This is a genomic window from Ulvibacter antarcticus (genome assembly GCF_003688405.1).
GTDB classification, from domain to species: domain Bacteria; phylum Bacteroidota; class Bacteroidia; order Flavobacteriales; family Flavobacteriaceae; genus Ulvibacter; species Ulvibacter antarcticus.
Genome location: NZ_REFC01000011.1, coordinates 616,731 through 642,328, shown reverse-complemented (window position 1 = coordinate 642,328; position 25,598 = coordinate 616,731). Strand labels below are relative to the sequence as shown.

28 protein-coding genes and 1 tRNA gene are annotated in these 25,598 nt (G+C 37.1%); 26 read left to right on the top strand and 3 right to left on the bottom strand.

What is annotated here, in order from left to right:
• Positions 1-201: 201 nt before the first annotated feature.
• The 5 genes from BXY75_RS03140 (at position 202) to BXY75_RS03120 (ending at position 5,313) form a co-directional block, all read left to right on the top strand.
• Positions 202-1,263: an NAD-dependent epimerase/dehydratase family protein gene (locus BXY75_RS03140; protein ID WP_121906238.1), complete on the top strand. Its 1,062-nt coding sequence runs from the start codon at positions 202-204 to the stop codon at positions 1,261-1,263.
• Between the two features lie 10 nt (positions 1,264-1,273).
• Complete coding sequence (locus tag BXY75_RS03135; protein ID WP_121906237.1) at positions 1,274-2,893, top strand: glycosyltransferase family 39 protein; 1,620 nt, start codon at positions 1,274-1,276, stop codon at positions 2,891-2,893.
• Positions 2,890-3,957 carry an NAD-dependent epimerase/dehydratase family protein gene (locus tag BXY75_RS03130; RefSeq protein ID WP_121906236.1) on the top strand — a complete coding sequence of 356 codons (1,068 nt, stop codon included), beginning with the start codon at positions 2,890-2,892 and terminating at the stop codon, positions 3,955-3,957. The genes BXY75_RS03135 and BXY75_RS03130 overlap by 4 nt, the downstream gene beginning before the upstream one ends.
• Positions 3,957-4,694 carry a glycosyltransferase family 2 protein gene (locus tag BXY75_RS03125; protein WP_121906235.1) on the top strand — a complete coding sequence of 246 codons (738 nt, stop codon included), beginning with the start codon at positions 3,957-3,959 and terminating at the stop codon, positions 4,692-4,694. The genes BXY75_RS03130 and BXY75_RS03125 overlap by 1 nt, the downstream gene beginning before the upstream one ends.
• Positions 4,695-4,833: 139 nt before the next feature.
• Positions 4,834-5,313, top strand: coding sequence for a hypothetical protein (locus BXY75_RS03120; RefSeq protein WP_121906234.1), 480 nt, complete (start codon positions 4,834-4,836; stop codon positions 5,311-5,313).
• Between the two features lie 177 nt (positions 5,314-5,490).
• On the opposite strand, the gene BXY75_RS03115 is transcribed toward BXY75_RS03120, so the two are convergent.
• Positions 5,491-5,572, bottom strand: a tRNA-Leu gene (locus BXY75_RS03115).
• A gap of 233 nt (positions 5,573-5,805) precedes the next feature.
• Between BXY75_RS03115 and BXY75_RS03110 the strand changes: the two genes are divergently transcribed.
• From BXY75_RS03110 to BXY75_RS03065, 9 genes are all read left to right on the top strand, one after another.
• Positions 5,806-6,750 carry a ribose-phosphate pyrophosphokinase gene (locus tag BXY75_RS03110; RefSeq protein ID WP_121906233.1) on the top strand — a complete coding sequence of 315 codons (945 nt, stop codon included), beginning with the start codon at positions 5,806-5,808 and terminating at the stop codon, positions 6,748-6,750.
• A 239-nt stretch (positions 6,751-6,989) separates the two neighbouring features.
• Positions 6,990-7,646, top strand: coding sequence for a 50S ribosomal protein L25/general stress protein Ctc (locus tag BXY75_RS03100; RefSeq protein ID WP_121906231.1), 657 nt, complete (start codon positions 6,990-6,992; stop codon positions 7,644-7,646).
• Positions 7,647-7,728: 82 nt separating this feature from the next.
• Positions 7,729-8,409, top strand: coding sequence for an aminoacyl-tRNA hydrolase (gene pth, locus BXY75_RS03095; protein WP_170152837.1), 681 nt, complete (start codon positions 7,729-7,731; stop codon positions 8,407-8,409).
• Between the two features lies 1 nt (position 8,410).
• Complete coding sequence (locus BXY75_RS03090) at positions 8,411-9,343, top strand: bifunctional riboflavin kinase/FAD synthetase (RefSeq protein ID WP_121906230.1); 933 nt, start codon at positions 8,411-8,413, stop codon at positions 9,341-9,343.
• Complete coding sequence (locus BXY75_RS03085) at positions 9,303-10,694, top strand: HTTM domain-containing protein (RefSeq protein WP_170152836.1); 1,392 nt, start codon at positions 9,303-9,305, stop codon at positions 10,692-10,694. Before BXY75_RS03090 ends, BXY75_RS03085 begins: the two co-directional genes overlap by 41 nt.
• A gap of 78 nt (positions 10,695-10,772) precedes the next feature.
• The gene (gene serS, locus BXY75_RS03080) at positions 10,773-12,044 is read left to right on the top strand and encodes a serine--tRNA ligase (RefSeq protein ID WP_121906229.1); all 1,272 of its coding nucleotides are present in this window, start codon (positions 10,773-10,775) and stop codon (positions 12,042-12,044) included.
• Positions 12,045-12,053: 9 nt separating this feature from the next.
• Positions 12,054-13,310, top strand: coding sequence for an IPT/TIG domain-containing protein (locus BXY75_RS03075; RefSeq protein ID WP_121906228.1), 1,257 nt, complete (start codon positions 12,054-12,056; stop codon positions 13,308-13,310).
• Positions 13,311-13,389: 79 nt separating this feature from the next.
• On the top strand, positions 13,390-15,171 hold the full coding sequence (locus tag BXY75_RS03070; RefSeq protein WP_121906227.1) for a tetratricopeptide repeat protein: 1,782 nt from the start codon (positions 13,390-13,392) through the stop codon (positions 15,169-15,171).
• A 35-nt stretch (positions 15,172-15,206) separates the two neighbouring features.
• The gene (locus tag BXY75_RS03065) at positions 15,207-15,515 is read left to right on the top strand and encodes a DUF4286 family protein (RefSeq protein WP_121906226.1); all 309 of its coding nucleotides are present in this window, start codon (positions 15,207-15,209) and stop codon (positions 15,513-15,515) included.
• Between the two features lie 14 nt (positions 15,516-15,529).
• On the opposite strand, the gene BXY75_RS03060 is transcribed toward BXY75_RS03065, so the two are convergent.
• Both BXY75_RS03060 and BXY75_RS03055 read right to left on the bottom strand, forming a co-directional pair.
• Positions 15,530-16,033, bottom strand: a complete 504-nt coding sequence (locus BXY75_RS03060) for a CAP domain-containing protein (protein ID WP_121906225.1) — start codon at positions 16,031-16,033, stop codon at positions 15,530-15,532.
• Positions 16,034-16,477: 444 nt separating this feature from the next.
• Positions 16,478-18,118 carry an OmpA family protein gene (locus BXY75_RS03055; protein WP_121906224.1) on the bottom strand — a complete coding sequence of 547 codons (1,641 nt, stop codon included), beginning with the start codon at positions 18,116-18,118 and terminating at the stop codon, positions 16,478-16,480.
• A 283-nt stretch (positions 18,119-18,401) separates the two neighbouring features.
• Between BXY75_RS03055 and rsmA the strand changes: the two genes are divergently transcribed.
• The 12 genes from rsmA to BXY75_RS02995 all read left to right on the top strand — a co-directional run bounded on the left by rsmA (position 18,402) and on the right by BXY75_RS02995 (position 25,597).
• Complete coding sequence (gene rsmA / locus BXY75_RS03050) at positions 18,402-19,196, top strand: 16S rRNA (adenine(1518)-N(6)/adenine(1519)-N(6))-dimethyltransferase RsmA (RefSeq protein ID WP_121906223.1); 795 nt, start codon at positions 18,402-18,404, stop codon at positions 19,194-19,196.
• Entirely contained in the window at positions 19,174-20,526 is a 1,353-nt protein-coding gene (gene mgtE, locus BXY75_RS03045) for a magnesium transporter (RefSeq protein WP_121906222.1), read from the top strand. Before rsmA ends, mgtE begins: the two co-directional genes overlap by 23 nt.
• Positions 20,523-20,918, top strand: a complete 396-nt coding sequence (locus BXY75_RS03040; protein ID WP_121906221.1) for an acyl-CoA thioesterase — start codon at positions 20,523-20,525, stop codon at positions 20,916-20,918. The genes mgtE and BXY75_RS03040 overlap by 4 nt, the downstream gene beginning before the upstream one ends.
• A gap of 70 nt (positions 20,919-20,988) precedes the next feature.
• Positions 20,989-21,354 carry a cupin domain-containing protein gene (locus BXY75_RS03035; RefSeq protein ID WP_121906220.1) on the top strand — a complete coding sequence of 122 codons (366 nt, stop codon included), beginning with the start codon at positions 20,989-20,991 and terminating at the stop codon, positions 21,352-21,354.
• A gap of 2 nt (positions 21,355-21,356) precedes the next feature.
• Positions 21,357-22,310, top strand: a complete 954-nt coding sequence (locus BXY75_RS03030) for a 2-hydroxyacid dehydrogenase (RefSeq protein ID WP_121906219.1) — start codon at positions 21,357-21,359, stop codon at positions 22,308-22,310.
• Positions 22,311-22,317: 7 nt separating this feature from the next.
• Complete coding sequence (locus BXY75_RS03025; protein ID WP_121906218.1) at positions 22,318-22,737, top strand: response regulator transcription factor; 420 nt, start codon at positions 22,318-22,320, stop codon at positions 22,735-22,737.
• Positions 22,738-22,831: 94 nt separating this feature from the next.
• A complete protein-coding gene (locus tag BXY75_RS03020; protein WP_121906217.1) occupies positions 22,832-23,338 on the top strand; it encodes a DUF4199 domain-containing protein in 507 nt (168 codons plus the stop codon).
• A gap of 2 nt (positions 23,339-23,340) precedes the next feature.
• Positions 23,341-23,748, top strand: coding sequence for a DUF1801 domain-containing protein (locus BXY75_RS03015; protein WP_121906216.1), 408 nt, complete (start codon positions 23,341-23,343; stop codon positions 23,746-23,748).
• 10 nt (positions 23,749-23,758) lie between these two features.
• Positions 23,759-24,145, top strand: a complete 387-nt coding sequence (locus tag BXY75_RS03010; RefSeq protein WP_121906215.1) for a VOC family protein — start codon at positions 23,759-23,761, stop codon at positions 24,143-24,145.
• 47 nt (positions 24,146-24,192) lie between these two features.
• Positions 24,193-24,546: a TM2 domain-containing protein gene (locus BXY75_RS03005; RefSeq protein ID WP_121906214.1), complete on the top strand. Its 354-nt coding sequence runs from the start codon at positions 24,193-24,195 to the stop codon at positions 24,544-24,546.
• Between the two features lie 139 nt (positions 24,547-24,685).
• Positions 24,686-25,009, top strand: a complete 324-nt coding sequence (locus BXY75_RS03000) for an ArsR/SmtB family transcription factor (RefSeq protein ID WP_121906213.1) — start codon at positions 24,686-24,688, stop codon at positions 25,007-25,009.
• A 96-nt stretch (positions 25,010-25,105) separates the two neighbouring features.
• Complete coding sequence (locus BXY75_RS02995; protein ID WP_121906212.1) at positions 25,106-25,597, top strand: DUF6428 family protein; 492 nt, start codon at positions 25,106-25,108, stop codon at positions 25,595-25,597.
• The last annotated feature ends 1 nt before the right edge of the window (position 25,598 follow it).

The window sequence follows — 25,598 nt, the reverse complement described above, 5'->3', positions numbered from 1 at the left end:
TCGAAAGGTTTAGTTAATAATAATTCAGCCCTATTTCTTTATTCTTTATTCTTTATTCTTTATTCAAAAAATAAATTAAATCATACTTTTTTCCCTCAGCTGCACTAAGAACAAATTCAATTGTTATTTTTGAAGCTATATTCATCCCGCGGTTTAAAGTTGTTTGATTATATCGCACAGCCAATCGCCTAACTGAACTCAATGAAAATACTTGTTACCGGAGGTGCCGGCTTTGTAGGTTCTTCTATTTGTTTACAATTAAAACAGCGATATCCTAGCTTCGAAATCGTCGCTTTCGATAATTTAAAGCGTCGCGGATCTGAAATGAACCTAGCCGATTTCAAAGAAAAAGGAATTGAATTTGTACATGGAGATATCCGAAACAAAGAAGATTTAGATGCCATAAATGGTTACGATCTACTTATTGAAGCATCGGCCGAAGCATCTGTATTGGCCGGTCTTGACTCAGATCCTACCTATATTATCAACAATAATTTTAACGGCTCGATCAATTGTTTTAATAGTTGTTTAAAACACAATGCCAAGCTTATTTTTCTCTCTTCCAGCAGAGTGTATCCAATCGAAACCATAGAATCTGCAAAGTTTACCGAAGATGAAACTCGTTTTTCCTTTTCTGAAAACCAAAACATCCCTGGGATTTCACACCTAGGTATTTCTGAAGCATTAGCTTTAAATGGAGCCCGTTCTTTTTATGGAGCTACCAAATTGGCTTCCGAACTATTTATTGAAGAATATGCTTCTTTTTATGGACTTCAAGCATCAGTAATCCGGTTTGGAGTGATCGCCGGTCCTCGTCAGATGGGGAAAGTTGATCAGGGCGTCGTTACTTTATGGATGGCCAGACATTATTGGAAAAAACCACTTAAATATATCGGTTATGGAGGCAGCGGAAAACAAGTTCGTGATATGCTTCACATAGACGATCTAGTCGATCTAGTCGATCTTCAAATACAAAATATGAACCCATTTCTAGGGAAAGTTTTCAACGCAGGCGGCGGATTAGCAAACAGTGCATCTTTACTTGAAATGTCTCAAATCTGTGAAAAAATCACCGGAAATAAAATTGATATCGCTTCCGAATTAGTAAACAGACCTGCCGATTTGCGGATATTCATTACAGATAATACCAAAATCGAAGCCGCAACATCCTGGAAACCCACAAAGAGTGTTACCAATATTTTTGTGGATATTTATCAATGGATTCAACAAAATGAACAACAATTAAAACCACTTCTGACTTAAATATTTCTATATGGAAGAAGTTTCCAATATTAAAAATCAATTTTCACTTAAGAATAACTGGGCATTTTTGTTAGCGGTGATTGCAGCTTTCTTCGCGGCATATATTAGCTTCGATTATGCTTTGCAACCACTGTTGGAACAGCATTCTTTCAGGCAAACTCAAACGGCTTTGACCTCCTTTTGGATGACTCAGGAAGGTTGGAAGTTTGCCTATGAAACCCCTGTTGGAGGTTATCCGTGGAAATTGCCTTTTGAGTTTCCAATATATCAAGCGATCGTTGCTTCTGTATCATCAATATTCGACCTATCGTTAAGCGCCACGGGACGCGTGATCAGCTTTTTATTTTTGCTACTCTGTGCCTTACCGGCTGTAGCAATTGGACAAAAATTATCCTTGAAAAAACAGGTAGCCTGGGTATTTGCAATATTACTTTGGACAAGTCCGTTGTATCTTTTTTGGGGTAGAACCTTCATGATAGAGACGTCGGTACTTTTCTTTACCTTAATGGCTGTTAATTATTCTCTCGACTTCTTAAAAGCTGAAGTCACTATTAAATCGGTCGTACTGTTCATCGTATTTGCTAGCCTGGCGATGTTACAAAAGGTAACAACCGCAGCACCCGTATTATTAATTATGTCTTTTGTAATACTATTTCAGCATTTAAAAACCGTTGGATTTAAATTTCCATCTACTAAAAAAACGATACTTGTTATTTGTTCGTTTTTAATTCCGTTGGTTCTGGCATTGCTCTGGGTTCGTTTTACCGATGTTATTAAATCTGAAAGTGCCTTTGGAAACAGTTTGACTTCAAAAGCGTTATCGTGGTGGAATTATGGTACGTTAGAACAACGAACAGATGGCGAAACTCTAAAGTTATTATTTTGGGAACGCGTAGTAAAAGATAATCTCGCTGGATTCTTCGGCTTAGCGATTCTTATAATCTCACTAATAGTTGGTGGAAAAAACCGGAAGTTAATTTTAGTATGCCTTTTGTTATTTGTACTACCTATATTAATCTTCACCAACCTTCATGTGGTGCACAATTACTACCAGACGGCCTGCGCTTGTTTTCTATTAGCCGCACTTGCGATTGGAATAGCAGAAATACTTCCGAAGCTAATCAAAAAAATTCCTATTGCCCCTTTCCTAATTTTAGCATTTGCTAGTTATAATCTCTATGCATTTAATAATGGTTATTTCGAACTTACAAAAAAGTCCTTCGACCCGTTAAAAACCAGAGCATTGATCTTAGGTAATGTTATTGATAAATACGCCCCCGAGAATAGTGGTATTGTTGTCTTCGGAAATGATTGGAGTAGCGTAATTGCCTTTTATTCAAAAAGAAAATCCTTCATTGTACCGGATTGGTTCAAAAAATACGATTCCGTTCGGAAGTATCCTTCAAATTTCATGGGTGATCGCTCGCTTGGAGCGGTAGTATTTATTCAGGACACAAAAAAAATGCCTGACTTGCTTGAAAGGGCTGATATTAAAAAAGATAGCAGTCTGTACATTATAGACCCAAATTGTTATGTGTGGTTTCCAGAATTGAAAGCCATACCTTCGCTCCAAAATAGTGAGGGTGTTTCTACCTATATAAATGCATTTCAGAAAAAAGAAAAAGAATGAGTGGTATTTGTGTGATAACAGGCTCTTCCGGGCTTATTGGCAGTGAATCTGTTGAATTCTTCGCCTCTAAATTCGATAAAGTTATTGGTATCGATAATAATATGCGGGCGTATTTTTTTGGCGAAAATGCTTCTACCCAATGGAAAACGGAAAGCCTAATAGATCGTATTCCAAATTTTGAACATCATGCTATCGATATTCGAAATTTAGAAAAACTTGAAGAAGTTTTAGCTCCTTATGGTTCAGATATAAAATTGATTATCCACACTGCGGCTCAACCTAGTCATGATTGGGCGGCAAAAGAACCCATCACAGACTTCACGGTAAATGCCAACGGAACTTTAAATTTGCTCGAAATTCTTAGAAAGCACGCTCCTAAAGCCACTTTTATATTTACATCTACCAATAAAGTGTACGGCGATACGCCCAACTATTTGCCGCTTGTAGAAACAGATACTCGTTGGGAAATTGATGAAACTCATGCGTATTATAAAGAAGGAATTGACGAGTCTATGAGCATCGATCGTACAAAACATTCCTTGTTTGGAGCGTCGAAAGTTGCCGCAGATGTAATGGTACAGGAATACGGACAGTATTTTGGACTCAACACTGGAGTTTTTCGGGGAGGTTGTTTGACCGGTCCTAATCATTCCGGAACTCAATTGCACGGATTTTTATCGTACCTAATGAAATGTGCCATTACAGGCGATAAGTACACTGTTTTTGGATATAAAGGGAAGCAAGTTCGTGACAATATTCACAGTTGGGATTTGGTAAATATGTTTTGGCATTTTCATCAGAATCCAAGGCAGGGCGAGGTATACAATGCCGGTGGAGGTCGTTTTTCGAACTGTTCAATGGCCGAAGCTATTGAGATGTGTGAGAAAATTACCAACAAGAAAATGAATTATGAATATTCGGAAGACAACCGTATTGGTGATCATATTTGGTGGATTAGTGACGTAAGCAAGTTCAAAAAACACTACCCGGACTGGAAGCATACTTATAATGTAAATGATATCCTTTCTCAGATTTTCGAACAATTCACAAATCGGATTCAGTAATGAAGCTAAGTGTTGTCATCCCATCATATAATGAAGCAGAATCTATTTCAGAAACGATAAAGGGAATTGACGATGCATTTTCCAGCCTTCCAATTGATCTGGAAATTTTTGTGGTGGATGATAATTCGAAAGATAATACTGTGGAAGTATTAACCGAATTGCAAAAAAAATATACCTCCTTAAAATTTGAAACCAATAAAGGTCCCAATGGGTTTGGGTATGCGATTACCTATGGCTTGGAGCGTTATAGTGGCGATTGTGTTGCTGTAATGATGGCAGATTTGTCCGATTCACCTCAAGATCTTATTCGATTTTACAACACTATGGTGGAAGGTAATTACGACTGTGTTTTTGGAAGCCGATTTATAAAAGGTGGTAAATTAATCGATTATCCATGGCTTAAAAAAATTGTGAATCGTATTGCAAATATGATCATCCGCTTCGTAATGCAAATCGAATATAATGACACGACCAATGCTTTCAAATTATATAAACGGGAAACCATTGACGGAATCAAACCGTTTTTATCTCCTCACTTTAATCTTACCATAGAACTGCCACTCAAGGCTATAATTCGCGGATACTCGTACACCGTAGTGCCCAATTCTTGGACGAACCGAAAATTTGGCGAATCTAAACTAAAAATGAGGGAAATGGGAAGTCGCTATTTCTTTATTCTGATGTACTGCTTTATTGAAAAATACTTTTCGAGAGGTGATTTTAAGAAGAAGTGGTAGACTTTGTTTTTCTTCGGAAACATACGAGTACCATGGAAAATTTATTTTTCAGAAATAAGTCAAATAACTTTATTTCATTATTTTAGATAGAAAAATTCGTAAATTATTATAAAAAGCCGCTTTTAAAAAACAAAATAATATGAAAAATGTTTCCAAAATTTTAATCGTTTTCGCACTAATTGTAAACTATAGTTGCAAGAAAAATGATGATACAGAGGTTGAAGTTGGAACAACAACCCTACAAATTGGCAGTTACGAATTCACAGCTCCCGGAGATTTTTATGTTGTTGAAGGTACCGGTATCGATTCTCTTGTTGGAGATATAACAAACGGTATTGTTTCTATGTCATTCGACTATGGTTGGTATACTGGCCCCGCCACTAATTTACCATCAGATGAATACGAAGTCTTAGAAGATGAAGTTGAAGGACAATATCGGCAAATTGTAAGGCCAATCGACCCGGCTCAGTCCCATACTCGGATTCATCTTTACGATATCGAGGAGGCAGCTCAATTTCCTTTTAGTTATAATTCATTAACTATTTCTACTTCAGGATTGTCGGCAGCAGAGCAAGCAACAGTAATTACAATGTTTTATTCAGGTGTGCCGATTGATTAAGCTTTTAAAATTAAATTTTATTTAAAAGCAAATACAAGACTCAATAGTTAATCAAAAAAAGCCGAGATTTTCATCTCAGCTTCCATGCAGTACTCGAGGCGGCCCCGATGCTTCGGGGGAACCCGCAATACTCCAAAACAAAAAAAAGCCGAGATTTTCATCTCAGCTTCCATGCAGTACTCGAGGCGGGAATCGAACCCGCACGACCGAAGTCACTGGATTTTGAATCCAGCGCGTCTACCAATTCCGCCACTCGAGCAATTAATTAAACATTGAAAAAAATCCAGCGTTTCTAGCTCCCTATACTTCGGGACCACCATTGGTGTAATTGGACCGCAAAAATAGACAATTTTATAAATAAAAATACCTTTTTATAATGAAAGTCGCCACTCTCACAAATTGCTTTACAAATTGTTAGTAATTCCTGATAGCATTTTTTTTGATACGTTACCGATTCAATTACTTTTGTAGCAAGCCAACTCAATTTAAAACATGTCTGAATCACAAAATCCCGCTCCTAAAATTTTTGCCTGTAAGCAAAGTCAGGACCTAGCTCAAAATATTGCGAATGCTTTTGGTATACCTTTAGGAAATGTAATAACCTCCCATTACAGTGATGGAGAATTTCAGCCTTCATTTGAAGAATCGGTGCGCGGAAGTCGCGTATTTATTATCGGATCTACTTTTCCAAACAGTGACCACCTTATGGAAATGCTACTTATGCTGGATGCTGCTAAGCGTTCTTCAGCACGTCATATTACGGCAGTATTGCCCTATTTTGGATGGGCGCGTCAGGACCGTAAAGACAAACCTCGAGTTCCAATTGCGGCAAAACTAGTCGCAAAAATGCTGGAAACAGCAGGTGCTACTCGAATTATCACTATGGATTTACATGCCGATCAAATTCAAGGATTCTTTGAAAAACCGGTAGACCACCTTTTCGCATCAACCATCTTTTTGCCTTATTTGAAAAACCTGAATCTCGACAATCTAACCATCGCATCACCAGATATGGGTGGTTCAAAAAGAGCATATGCTTATTCAAAAGCAATGGAAAGTGATGTGGTAATCTGTTACAAACAGCGAGAAAAAGCCAATATTATCTCACATATGGAACTTATTGGTGATGTGCAGGGTAAGAATGTAGTTCTAGTAGATGATATGGTAGATACGGCAGGCACACTTACAAAAGCAGCCGACTTAATGATAGAAAGAGGTGCTTTAAGCGTTCGCGCTATTTGTACGCACCCTATCCTATCTGGTGGGGCTTACGAAAAACTTAAAAACTCCAAACTGGAAGAACTAATTGTAACCGATTCTATTCCTTTACGTCAGGAAAGTGAGAAGATTCGTGTACTTACCTGTGCGAACTTGTTTGCAGACGTAATGCTAAGCGTACACGGAAACAAGTCCATTAGCTCCAAGTTTTTAATGTAGTACATGAGCTCACTACTTAAAGGAAGTAGTTTGGCAAATAAATAACCAATGAAATTTTAATTTCAAAAAAGCTCCCTTCTCAGCGGGAGAAGGGCCGGGGATGAGGGACCTCATGAATATTAACCACTCCCTACCTACAATTATTTTCTTATTATTATTTCTCCTTTTCTCATAAAAAACAGTACATTTGCACCCGCTTTGCAAGAAAGTAAAGTGTTTAATAATAACAATTTTAAGTAATGAAATCAATTACAATCAACGGATCTCAAAGAGAAAGCGTGGGCAAGGTAGCTACCAAAGCCATACGTAATGCTGGAATGGTTCCTTGCGTAGTATACGGAGGAGATAAGCCTGTTCACTTTTCAGCACCAGAATTGGCGTTTAAAGACTTGATATACACTCCAGACGTGCATACAGTTGTAATCGCTTTAGAAGATGGTACGGAAGTTAATGCCATCTTACAAGACATTCAATTTCACCCGGTAACCGACCGTATCCTACACATGGATTTCTACCAAATCTTCGACGATAAAGAAGTAATGATGGAAATTCCTGTACGTGTAATAGGAAACTCACGTGGGGTTAAAAATGGGGGTACATTACGTATAGTAAGTCGTAAACTTCGTGTGAAAGCAGTACCAAAAGATCTTCCGGATTTTATCGAAGCCGATATCACCGAAATGAAGATTGGTGCAAAAATGTACGTTACCGCTGTAAAATCTGATAAATTTTCAATCTTACACGCAGATAACACTGTAATTTGCCAGGTTAGAACTTCACGTACTGCCGTTGAAGATGAAGAAACTGATGAAGAAGCTGTTGAAGGTGAAGAAGGAGAAGAAGGAGAAACTGCCGATGCTGCTACTGATGCTGCTGAAGCTCCTGCTGGAGAATAATTCACTTCTAGATATTATAATACAAAAGCATTCCGATAATTCGGGATGCTTTTTTTATTTTTACCGAAGTTAACACAAAACTATGTTTGCATTTCTTCGGAAACTATTTGGTCATAAGAATAATAAAAATTCTACGAGTGTAAGCTCATCTCAGAATGACACTTTTGAATTAAAAAACCCTTCAGAAGAAATATCTATGAAAAAATTTCTAATAGCCGGATTGGGAAATATTGGCCCTAAATATCACAACACCCGACATAACATCGGATTTAAAATGTTAGATTTTTTAGCCGAAAAAGAAGAACTGACTTGGGAAACTGCCAAATTGGGTGATATTACGACCTACAAATTTAAAGGGAGAACCTTTATTCTTCTAAAGCCAAGTACCTATATGAACTTAAGTGGCAAAGCCGTGAAATACTGGCTGGATAAAGAGATAATTCCTTTAGAAAACTTATTGGTCGTTACAGATGATCTAAATTTACCCTTCGGAAGCTTCCGTGTGAAAACCAAAGGTAGCGATGGCGGCCATAATGGTTTAAAGGATCTTCAAAATGTCTTGCAAACAACCAATTACAATAGATTCCGCTTCGGAATAAGTGATGAATTTTCTCAAGGTCGACAAGTCGATTATGTACTCGGTGACTGGTCTGAAGCAGAAGAAAAAGCCTTACCAGAACGTCTTGAAAAAGGGTCGAAAATTATCGTATCTTTTGGTCTTGCTGGAATTACAAATACCATGAACTTATACAACGGAAAATAAGGTGAAAGAATATCAATCGGCTGCTACTTATAAAAATGATCGTCCAAGTGTTGTGACGATCGGCACTTTCGATGGGGTGCACATTGGGCATACTGCCATCTTAAAACGCTTAGTTGCAACGGCTAAAAAGGAGGATTTAGATTCGGTACTACTCACGTTTTTCCCGCATCCACGCATGGTGATCCAAAAGGAAAACAATATTAAACTCATCAATACGCTTTCAGAAAAAAAAGAACTGCTGGAACAATTAGGAGTGGATCATCTTATTGTACACCCCTTTACTCATGCCTTTTCCCGACTTACCGCTGTAGAATATGTACGCGATATTTTAGTACACAGCCTACACGCTAAAAAAATTATTATCGGCTACGATCACCGCTTCGGAAGAAATCGGAATGCCAATATAGAGGACCTTAGAGAGTTTGGAAAAACCTATGGCTTCACTGTCGATGAAATAAATGCTCAGGAATTAGACGATGTTGCAGTAAGTTCCACCAAGATTCGGAATGCGCTAAAATTAGGTGCCATTGAAGCTGCCAACGATTTTCTCGGTTACCCTTTTATGCTATCTGGGAAAGTAGTGAAGGGTAAAGAACTGGGACGCACTATGGATTTTCCAACGGCAAATATCGAAATTAAAGAATCCTATAAATTGATTCCGAAGAAAGGAGTCTATGTTGTAAAGGCAAAAATTGACGGCACTTATCACTTCGGAATTACTAGTATAGGTACCAATCCAACCTTAGGTGATAATCAGAAAACGATCGAAACTTTCTTTCTGGATTTTTCTAAAGATTTGTACGATGCTACCCTGAAAATTGAATTCCTCACCCATATCCGTGATGAAGAAACCTTCGAAAACATCGAAGATTTGAAACTGGCGATTCAAAAAGATGAGAAGTTCGCCAGAGATTTTATTGCAAGTCGTGAATAAGTTTCTTTTTAAACATATTGACAACACAGGGCTCGTTCTATTTAGAGTTTTTTTTGGCTTACTTATAGCCATCGAAGCTTTTGGTGCCATCATCACCGGCTGGGTACGATTAAACGTTGTAGAACCTGAATTCACCTTTAATTTTATAGGATTCGATTTCCTGCAATACCTTATTGGACCTGGAATGTATGCATACTTTGCAGTGATGGGCATTTTCGGGATTATGGTGATGCTTGGCTATAAATACCGAATTAGTATGGTGGCCTATGCGATTATGTGGACCGCAGTGTATTTAATTCAGAAAACTTCTTATAACAACCATTATTACCTCATGATGCTGCTCTGCTGGATCATGGCATTTCTTCCTGCACATCGTTGGTTTTCAATAGACGCGAAACTCAATCCCGAACTAAAATCCCCCTCGATGCCGCGTTGGGTATTGCTCATCCTTATTCTCCAGGTTTGGCTCGTTTACACCTTTGCATCGGTTGCGAAATTCTATCCAGATTGGCTTGATGGCACCACCACTGCACTATTTATGAAAGGGAAATCGGATTACTCACTCATTGGTGGATTCCTTCAATTGGAATGGGTACATTATTCGATCGCCTATGTAGGAATTCTGTTCGATCTGCTTATTGTTCCTTTGCTACTTTGGAAGCGGACACGTTTGCTTGGCTTCGGAATATCGGTCTTTTTCCACCTCTTCAATTCTATTGTATTTCAGATTGGGATTTTTCCTTATATGTCGATAGCTTTCGCCTTATTTTTCTTTTCTTCGGAAACTCTTCAGAAGCGATTTCTTCCGAAGAAAAAATTATATACAGGAAATGAGATAATCCTTCCGAAGCATAAAAACTTACTAATAACAGTCTTTTCCATTTACTTTTTATTCCAAATCGGACTACCATTGCGGCATTGGACATTCAAAGATGACGTGCTTTGGACCGAAGAAGGCCACCGACTTAGCTGGCGAATGATGTTGCGATCCAAAGGCGGAATGCTAACTATTTACACTGAAGATAAGGCGACCCAAAAACGCATACGGTACGATCACAGCAAGCTTCTAACTAAAAAACAACGTAGGTCGGTGAAGACAAAACCCGATATTCTATGGCAACTCGCACAACGTATTAAAAATTTAGAAGCCGAAGAAGGTCGCGATGTTTCTGTTTATATGGATGTAAGAATAAAAATAAACGGCGGGAAATATTTTCAACTTATAGACCCTGAAACCGATCTGGCCGCTCAAAAATGGCATCCATTTAAACATAGTGAATGGATTCTACCTTCGCCTGAAGATTATCATAAAAAACCGCAACCTCCACCACGACCTAAGTCCGATCAATAATTTCCTTCAAAAGAGTCCAATTTTGAGTGGCTTACATCAACGATTTATGTAAATTTACGCCTTTAAAAGCTCAATATAATGTTACAAGTAAACGATATACGCGACCACAAAGATAAAATGATCACAGCTCTTGCTAAAAGAGGTATAGATACCAAACAAGTGATCGAGGAAGTACTTCAGGCGGACGAAGACAGACGAGGTACACAGGCAAAACTTGATGAAACATTAGCGCAGTCCAATAACTTTTCTAAAGAAATTGGGATGCTTTTTCAAAAAGGAGAAACGCAAAAAGCAAATCTGCTAAAAGAAAAGACCGGACAATTAAAAGAAAAATCCAAAGTGCTTACGGAGCAATTAAATGAAGCCGCAGACCGTCTGGAACAATTGCTTTATACGCTTCCTAATATTCCAAATGAGTTGGTTCCTGCCGGAACCGACGAGAACGATAACGAAGAAGTATTTAAGGAAGGTGAAATTCCAGTATTAAAAGAAGGATCATTACCACATTGGGAGCTTGCCAAAAAATACGATATCATCGATTTCGAATTAGGTGTAAAAATTACCGGAGCCGGGTTCCCTGTTTACAAAGGCAAAGGAGCTCGATTACAACGTGCTTTAATCTCTTATTTTTTAGATAAAAACACTGAAGCGGGTTATACCGAATTTCAAGTTCCTCATTTGGTGAATGAGGCTTCAGGATATGGTACGGGTCAGTTGCCTGATAAGGAAGGGCAAATGTATCATAGTACAGTGGATGATTTGTATTTAATTCCGACAGCTGAGGTGCCGGTAACCAATATGTTCCGTGGGGATTTATTAAATCTTACAGATCTACCTATCACTTGTACTGCATATACGCCTTGTTTCCGAAGAGAAGCCGGAAGTTATGGAGCACATGTTCGCGGACTAAATAGATTGCATCAATTCGATAAGGTAGAAATAGTTAGAATCGAGCATCCCGATAACAGTTATGCGGCCTTAGATGGCATGGTTGATCATGTAAAAGACATACTTAGAGAGCTTAAATTGCCTTACAGAATCCTTCGATTATGTGGAGGAGATTTAGGGTTTACATCGGCCCTTACCTATGATTTCGAAGTGTTTTCTACTGCACAAGATCGTTGGTTGGAAATTTCTTCTGTTTCTAATTTTGAGACATTTCAAGCAAATCGTTTAAAACTACGATTTAAAGACAGCGATGGAAAAAACAAACTAGCTCATTCATTAAATGGAAGTGCGTTGGCTTTACCTAGAGTTTTAGCAGGAATTCTAGAAAATTATCAAACCCCTGAAGGAATTAAAATTCCGGAAGTTCTAGTGCCGTATTGTGGTTTTAATATGATTGACTAATAATATTTTATGAAAAACAATATTCTGTTCTTCTGCTTCCTTACTTGCTTAATTATCCTAGGGTGCGGTAAATCCGATAATGATGTGGTGGTGGTTGTCGATGATGAGATTGAAGTGTTTGATTTCACAATTTCTTCCATGAGCCCAGAGCAAGGGAAAGTGGGAGATACCATTACTATTAGTGGAACAAACTTTAGCAGCATCTCTTCGGAAAATACAGTTACTTTCGATGGTGTTTCTGCTAGTGTCATAAGCGCAACTCCATCGACCCTTGAGGTTGCAGTTCCACAACTTCCAAATGGAAATTCAACCGTATCACTTAATATCCAGGACATAAGTAAAACGGTGGGTGCATTCTCTGTAAGCCTCGATGATTATAAATACATTGCTGTTGCCAATAACAGAACCGTTTATACTATTGGCAATATTTCTGGAGAAACTTTAGAAATTGGAAGCATTTCACATAGTGGGTCAATGGCTATTACTCCACATACCTTGTGCAATACTGCAACCAAAATTTATGGAATAACAACCTATTATTTAGCTGATAACCTTCAGCTATTAGTTTACGATAAAGTCACTGGGCAGACCAGCGAAATTGCTTTAGAGTTACCGAACTCGATTGTTGGACCGAATAAAGCAATTTCTGCTTTAGTGTGGAATGAACAGAGTTCAGTTTTAACAGGTTTGTTGAATCCTAATGAGTATGCTTCTGAACCCGAATATCATGTAATCAACATTGATCCCAATACCTTTGAAGTCATAGACACGGGAATAGTAACTCCAGCTTCTGGACAGTATATACTTTCTGTTACCATGTCTAATAATAAACTTTATTATGGATCTACTTTTATAGATTCGGATTATGAGCGCGATATGGTTGAAATTGACTTAAACGCAAATACCGCATCTCTTTATTATTTCAATAATTTTGAAGAAGGTACTTATCGATTGTCTAAATCGACTGAACCAAATAAATTATTAGCCGTTAGATTAGTTAATTCAACCACAAATATTATTCCGGTAGAAATAGATCTTATACAAAATACAATCGTTGATCTAACACCTGATAATGATTATGTTTTTGTTCATGTAACGGGTAAATCATTCCATGACCCAAATATAAATCAAAGCGTGAACGTTATTGGAAATCATACAATTGGGTATTCCCTTTACAAATTTAATGATAGCTCGCACGATGTAGTTGATTTGAATCTTATCACAGGCAATTATTTTAGTTTGTATATTGTGGGCATCATGGAATAAATAATATTGTCCATTTTTCTAAAAGACTACGGCTCAATTTTTGCTTTTCACTCCATCTCTAAAACCTTATATTTACCAAATGCGCTTTTTAGTACTTTTTATTTTTCTTCTAATAGGCTCCATTTCTATGGCGCAGAGCGATCTATTGGCTAAGAATTATTTTGAGCAGGGGGAGTTTGAGAAAGCGCTCACTTTGTATGAAAAATTATACGAAAAAAATCCGGTACGCCTTGATTACTTTATGGCTTTGGTAGAAACAAATCAACAGCTTGAAGATTTTGTGACTGCCGAAAAGCTTTTGAGAGATCAGATTAATGGGAGACGTATCATGCCGCAACTATACGTGGATCTTGGCTATAACTTTTCGCTTCAAAATAAAGATATTGAGGCGATCGAAAACTACAAGAAGGCGATCGATATGATTAACGAATACCCTAATTATGTGTATAATGTGGGTAAAGCATTTGAGAGTTACAGCTTGTTGGAATATGCCGCAACTGTCTATGAAAATGCTATGGTGATTAATCCAGCACTGGATTACAATATTCAACTCGCCAGGATCTATGGAGAGCAGGGTAAAGTTGAAGAGATGTTTGTAAAGTACATCGACCTCATTGAGAAAAACCCTTCAGGAAAAAATATAGCGCAGCATAATTTTAGTATGTATGTGACGAACGACCCTTCAAACGAAGCCAATATTATTCTTAGAAAGACCCTGCTTCAGAAGCTACAAAAAAACCCTAGCATTTTATATAACGAATTGTTGAGTTGGTTGTTTATTCAGCAAAAAGAATACAAAAAAGCCTTTGTACAGGAAAAGGCCATATACAAAAGAACCGGAGATAATTTAAGAGGTCTTGGTGACCTGGCATTAATTGCAATTGCCGACGATGATTACGAAAATGCTGTTCCTGTTGTTGAGTTTATTATTGATAATTCTGCTACTCCTGAAGCCAAATTACAAGGCTATCAATATCTGCTGCAAATTGCATTAAAAACAACTCCTGAAAAGGAATATGCTTCTGTAAAAAAGCAATTCGAAGATCTTTTTGAAACCTATGGTGACGGAGCGGAAACCTATTTGCTTCAGATCGATTACAATCATTTTCTGGCCTTTAAAATGGGGGAAAAAGAAATTGCAATTTCAAATCTAAAGAAATTATCAAAATCAAGACTTACTTCCTATCAGGAGGCCCGGATCAAGATGGAATTGGGCGATATTCTGGTGTTCGACGAAAAATTTAATGAGGCGCTTATTTACTATTCACAAATTCAGAGAAAAGTACAAAGTGATGTTCTGGCACAGGAAGCGAGATTTAAGGTTGCTCAAACCAGTTACTTTAAAGGCGATTTTGAATGGGCTCAAGTGCAGTTGGATGTACTTCGGAAGTCTGCTTCACAATTAATTGCAAACGACGCCATGGAGCTTAGTTTAATGATCCGCGATAATTCGTTGGAAGATTCAACTCAAACAGCACTTAAAAAATACGCAAGAGCTGATCTTCTATCTTTTCAGAATAAAAACATAGAAGCCATTGCTGTTCTCGATGAAATTATCATAAATCATAAAGGAGAAAGCATTGAAGATGAAGCCTTATTAAAACAGGGTGAACTCTATGAAAAGACAGAGCAATATGAAAAAGCCGAGGCAGATTATTTAAAACTAATCGAATTCTACAATGACGATATCTTATCAGATGATGCGCATTTTCGACTGGCAGAGTTATACGAAAACCATTTAAATGAGCCAGACAAAGCAAAGGATCTTTACGAAAAGCTCATATATAATTTTGCCGACAGCATCTACTTTGTCGAGGCTCGAAAAAGGTATCGTATGCTTCGGGGAGATGCAATTAATTAAAGTAATACAGAATTCCACTTTCTAAACTCCATAATATGTACATCTATAATGTCACTATCAACATAGAAGAAAGCATTCATCATGAATGGCTTGAATGGATGAAGTCTGAACATATCCCAGATATGCTTGCGACTAAAAAATTTAGTAAAGCCTTGATGACAAGAGTTCAAATAAATGAAGAAATGGGCGGAATTACGTACTCCATTCAATATCGTACCGACAGTAAATCGACCTTAGACAAATACTATTCAGAAGACGCACCAAGATTACGCACTCAAAGCAAACGGTTCGAAGGAAAATTTGTAGCCTTCAGAACCGAGCTTGAAGTAATAAGTGAACAATAAATAACCTTAATGGTCTATTGATAGAGTAACATGGTATAATAGTAAATACCTTCTTCATCTTGTAAAATACCGAAGCCGACATGCGTGTAATTTCCTTCGAGTATAGCTTTGTGGTCTGGACTTCCAAGCCATCCCAACAATACCGCGTCACCTGAGGTAAATCCTTTGGCAACATTTTCTCCAACGAATGTAGCTCCTTTGCTTATTAACGCCGCAGTTCGTGTGTTTAGACCATTGTGGCTAATAGTATTCTGGCTAATCATATACTTGGTATGCTCAACAGCCAAAGCAGAAGCATAGGTTTGATCCATGATTAGGGTGGGTAAATTAATAGAATCACGATGTGTGTTCAATCCATCCAGAATCTCGTAAGCCAACGGCCAATTTGTTTCTAGGGAAAGACTTAAATCGATTGCATATTCTTGTACACGTGGAGTTTCAATTAAATCTTCGGTACACGAAGAAAATAGAAACATGAGCACCAAATAAATTGGGCTACTTTTGAGGATTATTTTCATTAGGGGGATAAAAATTTAAAATTAGGTTTGTTTGTTGAGGCAAACTAATTAAAATTAAATCGGACTCACAACCCGATTGAGCTTTAACAATCTGCCACAGAGTACATACGAAACTATTTGGCTATTATTGTTTAGGAGTTTATCTGCTTAAGTACTTAAATATGGTAGCTAGGTCCGTTTTCATTAGAACTCATGTGTTTTGGAAGGATCGCTGATTTAACGTTTTTTTAACATTAATATATTGAAAATTGTCTTTATATTTTGTAGGTTATTTCTTCAAATGGCGATTTATTCATCTTTAAACTCGAAAAATATTCGATAATATGCTTAAAAATGATCAACTTTTTAAGATTCGACTAAATACCTAATAATTAGAATATTACAAAAAAACCGGCCACTTTATGTAACCGGCTACTTTAAACTGATCATTATGGAAATTGGTTGTTAATTGCTTTCGATTATTAGAAATTCGATTCGTCTATTTGTTTCGTGTTGTGATTCGGTACAAAGCTCACAATCGATTAATGGTTCAGATTCTCCTTTTCCAAAAGCATTTAATCTGGATTGATCAATTCCCTTAGCTAAGAGATATAACATGGCCGAATTTGCTCTTCGCTGCGATAATTTCAGGTTATAATCGAAATCTCCCTGACTGTCGGTATGCGCGTTTAACTCCAGTCGAATTTCGGGCTGTTCTATTAAAGTTTGATATATGGTATTTAAGATACTTTGTGCTTCGGAAGTGATCTCTGCACTATTATAATCGAATTGAATATTATCTGCCTTTAGATATTTTTTATCGGTTTTTACAATCATCTCTACAGTTTCAACCTCAATGATTTCCTTCTCGAGTTTCATTTGAAGTTGAAGCACACTTTTCTTATTGTTCGTTTCTAAACGAATAGTTTCAGAATTAAAACAACTCTTCTCGCATGTAATTGTATACACATCAAATGCTTTTATAGGCATATTAAACTTCCCATCATTGTCAGTTTTAAGTTGTTTTATTTCAACCCCATCAGCGTCGATAATATGTAGGTAGGCTTCGGAAAGTGGCTCGTTTGTTTTGGCATCTATCACTTGTCCGTTTAATTTCTGAAGCAACTCAGGATGGAATTCTCTCACCTTGTAAATATCATATCCTCCTAAACCACCTTCACGATTGGAAGTGATGAAACCTATATTTTCTTCCGCAGGAAAGAATGCAATCTCATCTTTTTCCGTATTAACTGTATTCCCTAAATTAACAACTGAGCTATAGCCTTGGGTAGTTCGTCTTGTCATAAAAAGGTCGAATCCACCATTATTTTCATGTCCTTTAGACGAGAAGTACAAATACTTGCCATCTGCAGACGTCCGTGGGAATTTTTCATCTTCTATTGTATTAATATTTCCTCTCACCGATTTCACTTCACCAAGTGACCCATCTTTACCAACACTCGCTTGGTAAATATCATATCCTCCAATAGAACCTGGCATATTGGAAGCAAAGAATAACATGGTGCCATCAGGTGAAAGAAAAGGGTCTTCTATAGAATATTGTCTGTTATTAAAATGAACTCCGTTTATATCCTTCCATTTTCCCGGTCTTTTTTCGTCGGCAGTTGCCTTAAATAACTGAAACTTACGTGTATCTTCTTTAATGCTTTTAGTAAAATAAAGAGTCTTCTCATCTTCGGAAAATGCCACCCCACCCAAATTTTCATTCTTATTTAGGAGATATGAGAATAATAATGGTCTTTCAATGTTCCAATTTTCAGTTACATCAGAACAGAATAATTTCGTAAAAGGTTCATTAGTATGTCTGTCTTTTCTGTCTAGCGCGCCTATTTTTCGAGCGGAATAAGAAATGAACTTCCCTCTAAACAAGCCACAACTAAAATCTGAATATTTTGTGTTGATACTTACATTTTCAAGTACAAAACTAAAACCATTGCTCCCCGGAGAATCTTCATTCAGGGCAACATCATAGACTAAATTATCATACTCTGAAAGATTACTTTCATAGTTGAAAACTGAAGGTTGGGCAAAAAGAAATGTAAATGGGGCAATTGCTAAGAGTACACTGTAATATTTTTTCATCATCTGGAAATTTAACCAGGTAGATTTGGGGCAATTACAACCATATCGTCTTGACGAATATATTTTGTATTTTTCAATTAAAAGAATTTTCTTACATATAATTGTTAAAAAGGTAGGTTTTATCGCTCAATGGTTGTTGTTTTCTGAATAAACCATTTTCTACATTTTTAATAAAATTATCATCCAAAAAAGCTACTTTAAACTAATAGTTTTGGGCTAGTTTGGGATAAAGACTGTATATTTAAACCCAAGCGTATTATATTGAAAACCGTATAAAATTCAATCCATGAGTAAGGAAGTCCGTGCAAAAAAACATCTGGGACAGCATTTTTTAAAAGACGAGCATATTGCCGAAAAAATAAGCGATTCGCTTACTTTAGAAGGATACAATCATGTACTGGAAATTGGTCCGGGAATGGGCGTTCTTACCAAATATCTAATTGAAAAAGACGTTGAAGTTATCGCAATGGATCTGGATGGTGAATCCATCTCTTATTTGAGCAAGACTTATCACAATAAAAACTTACAGCTTCTAGAAGCCGATTTTCTTCGTACCGACTTAAAGGATGTTTTTGGAGAAACATCATTTGCGATTATTGGCAACTTTCCTTACAACATTTCAACTCAAATCGTTTTTAAAACTTTAGAGAACAAAGAACAGATTCCAGAATTTTCGGGAATGTTTCAAAAAGAAGTTGCTAAGCGAATCTGTGCTAGTGAAGGCAGTAAAACCTATGGTATCCTTTCGGTACTTACTCAGGCTTTTTACGATGCTGAATACCTTTTTACGGTGCCGCCTACAGTTTTTAGCCCTCCACCAAAAGTGGAAAGCGGAGTGCTTCGGTTGCGCAGGAAAGAAGATTTTTCGCTCCCATGTAGTGAGAAGATGCTTTACAAAGTAGTAAAAACCGCATTTCAGCAAAGACGTAAAACTTTACGAAATAGTTTAAAATCCTTCAATCTTTCAGAAAAAATAAAAGAAGATACTATCTTTGGCCAACGTCCGGAACAACTTTCTGTTCCGCAATTTATCGCACTTACACTAAAACTAGAGGAAGATGCAATTTCAACTCACGAATGATTTTATTGAGAAAATAGAAGGACTCATCTCACAAAAGGATGGCAACGCCCTTCGTGAGTTACTGCATGAATACCACTTCGCCGATATAGCCGAATTACTGGAAGAGCTCAATAGCGACGAGGCTACTTATCTAGTTAAACTTCTTGAAACCGATATCACTTCCGAAGCCTTAATGGAGCTTGACGATGATGTTAGGGAAAAAATTCTAGACCGATTATCACCTAAAGAGATTGCGAATGAGTTGGAAGAAATGGACACCGATGATGCTGCCGATATTATCGCAGAACTCGATGATCATATCCAAAAAGAGGTAATACAAAAAATAAAAGATCAGGAGCATGCTGCCGACATTGTTGAGCTGCTAACCTATGATGAAGACACCGCGGGGGCGCTAATGGCAAAGGAATTAGTGCAGGTAAAAGAAACCTGGACCGTTGCAGGCTGTGTTCGAGAAATGAGACGTCAAGCTGAAAATGTGACCCGTGTTCATTCCATTTACGTCACTGACAAAGAAGGCAAACTTAAAGGGCGACTTTCACTTAAAGATCTTTTAACAGCTTCAGAAAAAACCAAGATTAGTGAGATTTACATTCCAAAAGTAGATTATGTTACCGTTCATACCGAAAACGAAGACGTTGCCCGTATCATGCAAAAATACGATCTGGAAGCAATTCCTGTGGTCGATGAAAATGGCATACTAGTAGGGCGAATCACCATCGATGATATCTTAGATTTTATAAAAGATGAGGCCGAGAAAGATTACCAGATGGCCGCAGGTATTTCACAAGATGTTGAAGCCGATGATAGTTTATGGAAACTTACCAAAGCAAGACTTCCTTGGTTAATGATTGGGATGTTAGGTGGTTTGGGAGCTGCAAGTATTATCTCGGGGTTTGATTCTATTTTTCTCTCCCACCCAAATTTACTACTCTTCGTTCCTCTTATTCAGGCGACAGCGGGAAATGTAGGCGTACAATCAAGTGCCATTGTAGTTCAGGGACTTGCAAACGACACCATAAAAGGGCATATTATTAGACGCTTATTGAAAGAATCTGTGCTCGCTTTAATCAACGGTATTTGTATCGCAATCGTCGTACTTGTCATAAGTCATTTTATTTTCGGAACTACCTATAGCGAATCTATTAGCATTTGTATCGCTCTAATTTCTGTGATAATTATGGCAGCATTAATTGGAACCTTTGTCCCTATTCTCCTGGACAGAAACGGGATTGACCCCGCAGTTGCTACCGGTCCTTTTATTACAACTAGTAACGATGTCTTCGGAATTCTAACTTATTTTTTAATTGCAAAACTCATTTTAGGGTTTTGACTTCGGAAAAATTTACACAGCAGTTTCAGGTCCCTGCCTCCGCCATTGATGAAAGAGGTCATGTAAATAATTTGGTGTATTTACAATGGTGTCTAGACATTGCTGAAGCACACTGGAAATCGAAAACATCTGAAGCCCTTAGAGAAAAATATGTGTGGTATGTACTAAGTCACAACATTCAGTATAGAGCTTCAGCCTTTGAAAAAGAGGAACTGCGCATCGAAACCTGGGTTACTGAAACTGAAGGTGTAAAAAGCAAACGCCATTACAGAATAACGAGGACAACCGATAACAAGACTCTTGTTGAAGCCGAAACACTTTGGTGTTTTTTGGATGCAAAATCACTTCGTCCCACAAAAATTCCCGAAGAAATTCTTACCTTGTTTGTTTAAGCGATCTTAAAATTAAAGATTCGTATCTATGATGTCTTTAATTGAGATTCACTTTTTAAAATAAGCAACAATGGAAACCATTAATATTCATCAAAAACTTCAAAGTTTCAAAAAACATTGGCATCCTCATCAAATCGCTGTTGTAGACGATATGCAGGTGCTATTGGCAAAACTTCAGGGAGATTTTATATGGCATAAACATGATGATGAAGACGAATTGTTCTTTGTACAAAAAGGCACACTCGAAATGCACTTCAGAAATAAAACCGAAATAATTAAAGAAGGTGAAATAATTGTAGTGCCTAAAGGCGTAGAACACTGTCCGAAGACCAAAAACGGAGAGGAAGTACATGTGTTGCTATTTGAAAAACTAACAACGGCACATACCGGTGCTGTAATTGACGAAAAGACTCAGACTCACTACCCAAAAATTTAATTGTGAAAATACTTCATCTGGATAACAACCACCCAATACTCTTAGAAGAGTTACAAAAAGCAGGATTCACCAATCATGAAGAGTATACTGCGTCTAAAGAGGATGTTGAGAAAATTATTGGCAAATACGATGGAATTGTGATTCGTAGCAGATTTTCTATAGACAAGCAATTTTTGGATGCTGCGAAGCGATTAAAATGTATTGCAAGAGTGGGCGCCGGACTTGAGAGCATCGATATACCTTATGCAGAAAGTAAAGGCATTCATTTAATTTCGGCTCCTGAAGGCAATAGAAACGCCGTTGGCGAACATTCATTAGCAATGCTACTATCCTTATTCAACAAGCTGAATATCGCAGATAAGCAAGTAAAATCCGGACAGTGGAATAGAGAATCCAATCGAGGTACCGAAATCGATGGAAAGATCATTGGTCTCATCGGTTATGGAAACATGGGAAAGGCATTCGCCGAGAAGTTGCGAGGTTTTAACTGCAGCGTACTTTGTTACGATATAAAGGAAAATGTCGGCAATAAGGATGCCACGCAGGTTTCACTAAAAACATTTCAGGAAATGGTAGATGTGGTCAGTTTGCATACGCCCTGGACGCCTCTTACCGACAAAATGATCAACAAAGAATTCATTGAAACATTTAAAAAACCCTTTTGGCTCATAAATACGGCAAGAGGTCGCAGTGTTGTTACTGCCGACCTTGTCTCGGCCTTGCGAAATGGTAAAATTCTTGGCGCCGGTTTAGATGTTCTGGAATATGAAAAACTATCGTTCGAATCGCTTTTTTCTTCGGAAGAATTACCGGCAGCACTTCGTGATTTAATGACATTCGACAATGTACTATTGAGTCCGCACATTGCCGGTTGGACGGAAGAAAGTAAGAAAAAACTCGCCTATGTAAGTGCCGAGAAAATGATAGATTTTTTTAGGAATTCTTCCGAAGCATAAGAAAATAATGGAAAAAACCATCCTTATATTTGGCGCGCTTATACTTGCAATTTTAGTTCTTTTCAAGTTGAGTAACTATGCCATTTACAAAGGGGATTTATCGATTGAGCTCGCCATTGGGGTGATGGCAATTGTATTTTTCTTTATAGGATTGTTTATTAATAAAAGGCTCAATAATCGGAAATCACAGGAATCCATTGAAATTGATGAGCAGAAAATTGAAGAGCTTCAGATTAGTTCGCGCGAGTACGAAGTTTTATGTGAAATTGCCAAAGGCGCCTCTAATAAAGAAATTGCAGACACCTTATTTGTTTCAGAAAGCACTATAAAAACACACGTTTCTAAACTATTTCTAAAGTTAGATGCGAAGAGAAGAACACAAGCTATAAAAATTGCAAAAGACCTGAATATTATTCCCGAACTGTAAAACAATACTAAAGTTTGTGAACTTTGGTACTTTAGTATGAGTCCGTTATTGATTTCTGAAAGTAGCTTTGTGTAAATCGATTAACTTAAATACTATGAAAGCAACCATTCTACGTTACGGTCTTTACGGAGCCTTATTAATTTGTGTCTTATTCTCTGCAAGTTTAATTTTTGCAGGCGGTTTAGATTTTTCTACTCAGGAGATTATCGGTTATGTTTCGATGCTTATTTCACTGTCTTTTGTTTTCTTCGGAATAAAGCATTTTCGTGACCAAGAGAACAACGGAAAAGTTACATTTGGTAAGGCGCTTTTGATTGGAGTTTTAATCAGTCTGATCACTGCCGTTGCATTCGGCTTATTAGATCTTGTATATGTTAAATATATAAATCCTGATTTTACTGCAGAATACTACGCCGAAAGCCTTAAACAACTAGAAGCAAAGCTGCCGGCAGCAGAGTTTGAAATAAAACGTTCGGAAATTGAGGCTGAAAAAGAACTTTTTATGAGTCCGATTATGAACTTCGCTATTATGGCATCGACCGTTTTGGTGATAGGGTTTATCATCTCTCTAATTTCCTCAATAATTCTGCAACGAAAATAATTATGTACACCCCGATAACGCAACAAAATGAGGCGAATGTTACAAAATTTCTTGAAGGATTTCAAGATGAAGATCGCTACCCAGATTTCGAAGAGTTAATGAAGCTTATGGAAACTATTTCTGAAGAGAAGCCTAAGATGTGGGGCAGTTCCATTATAGGCTTTGGAAAATATACCTATAAAGGCAAATCTTCTTCCGGAGAATGGTTTAAAATTGGTTTTGCTCCTAGAAAGCAAAATATATCGATTTATGCTATTAGCGGATTTGAAAAAGAAGCTGATCTAATGAGTACCTTAGGCAAGCATAAAACCGGAAAAGGCTGCTTATATATTAAAAGATTGAATGATATAGATAAAGAAGTATTAATTGAATTTCTAAAAAGATCGTGGATCGATATGAAGAAATGGTAAAACTAATTTTATGAAAAAAAGAGTTACAGGATTAGGTGGGTTCTTCTTCAAAACGAAGGATCCGAAGAACATCAAGAAATGGTACAACGAACACCTTGGTTTAAACACCGATGATTATGGCTGTACGTTCTGGTGGAAGGACGAAGAAGGGAATAAATGCTCTACGCAATGGAGTCCGTTTAAGGAAGATACAGACTATTTTAAGCCAAGTGAAAAGCAGTTTATGATGAACTTTAGGGTAGAAAATCTTCATGAATTGCTAAAATTATTAAAATCTGAAGGCGTCACTATTGTTGGTAAAGTTGAAGAGTACGATTATGGAAAATTTGGATGGATTCTGGATCCGGAAGGAAATAAAATAGAATTATGGGAACCGATTGATAGTGCGTCCTTATAATTTTTGTAGCTTTATGATATAATTTAATCAACTAACAATTAAAGATCATGAGTGAAGACAATAAAGACAACCTAGGAGATGAGCTAAAGGATAAGGCGACAGAATTTGGTAATGAAGCCAAAGATGCGGCAAACGAGTTTAAAGAAAATTGGAATGAGGCAACGCACAATGGTGAAAACAAAAAGCTTATCGCCGGAATTCTTGCCATCGTAATTGGTTCATTAGGAATTCATAAGTTTATCTTAGGATATACACAGGAAGGGATTATCCAGATTGTAATTACCGTTGTGACCTGTGGTATTGGTGGTATTATTGGATTGATCGAAGGGATTATTTATCTTACCAAAAGTGACGAGGAATTCTACCAGACATACCAGGTTGGTAAAAAAGGCTGGTTCTAAAAATATAAAGTCTTTGAGAAAAACACTCAAAGACTTTTTTATTACATTTTAACATCGTAATATTGCAATATACATTATTAATTTATTTTGATTTAGCCGTAAAGGGATAGATCGAAATACTTAAAACAAATCATTTATTATGGGCGTATCTAAAAGACATATTCATTCCATGAGTGTAAATCAACTGGCAGATTTAGCAAAAGTTTTGTCCCACCCTGCTCGGATTTCCATTTTAAATTACATTGGAGATTGCGATGGTTGTTTGTGTAAAGATATTTCTGAAAAGATTCGACTTTCGCAACCTACCACTTCTCAACATTTACAAATCATTAAAAAATCGGGTTTGCTAAAAAGTAAGTTTGAAGGAAAAAGTCAATATTATCGAATTAATCCTGAGCGATTGGGAACTTTAAAAGAATTATTTCATGAGTTTTTTGAAACAACAGAAAAAAAATGTTGTTAATTTTTTAGAACGCTGGAGGTCTATATTTAATTGATTGAAACTTCCGGCTTCAACTCTTTAGTCTAACTTAAATCACCGAAGTTTCGGTTTCTAATTATGAAAACACAAGAGCTATTACAACTACTAGAAGCAAATAAAGATAAGGCCTTATTATTTGAATATGCCCCTAATCAATTTGTAGGAGCCAATTATCATATCACCGAAGTAAAGCATATTTCAATCGATTCTGTAGATTGTGGTGCGGGTGTTGATGCCTGGAAAGAAACCATAATTCAATTATGGGAAAGCCCTTCAGAAATAAACAATACTGAATATATGGGTACTTATAAAGCCATCGGTATTCTTAAGAAAGTTGGAACTATGAAGGCTTACGATCTCACTTCCGAAGTGAAATTTGAATATGGCAACGCTATATTTCACACAGCGCAACTATTTGTTAACGATTTCGAAATACAAGAGAGTCGTTTAGTGATTAAATTAGCAGTCGAAAAAACAGATTGCAAAGCAAAAGAAAGTTGTGGCCTGCCAGAATCGTCAGAATTAGTGACCGAAGCTTCTTGCTGTTCGCCAGAAAGTGGCTGCTGTTAAT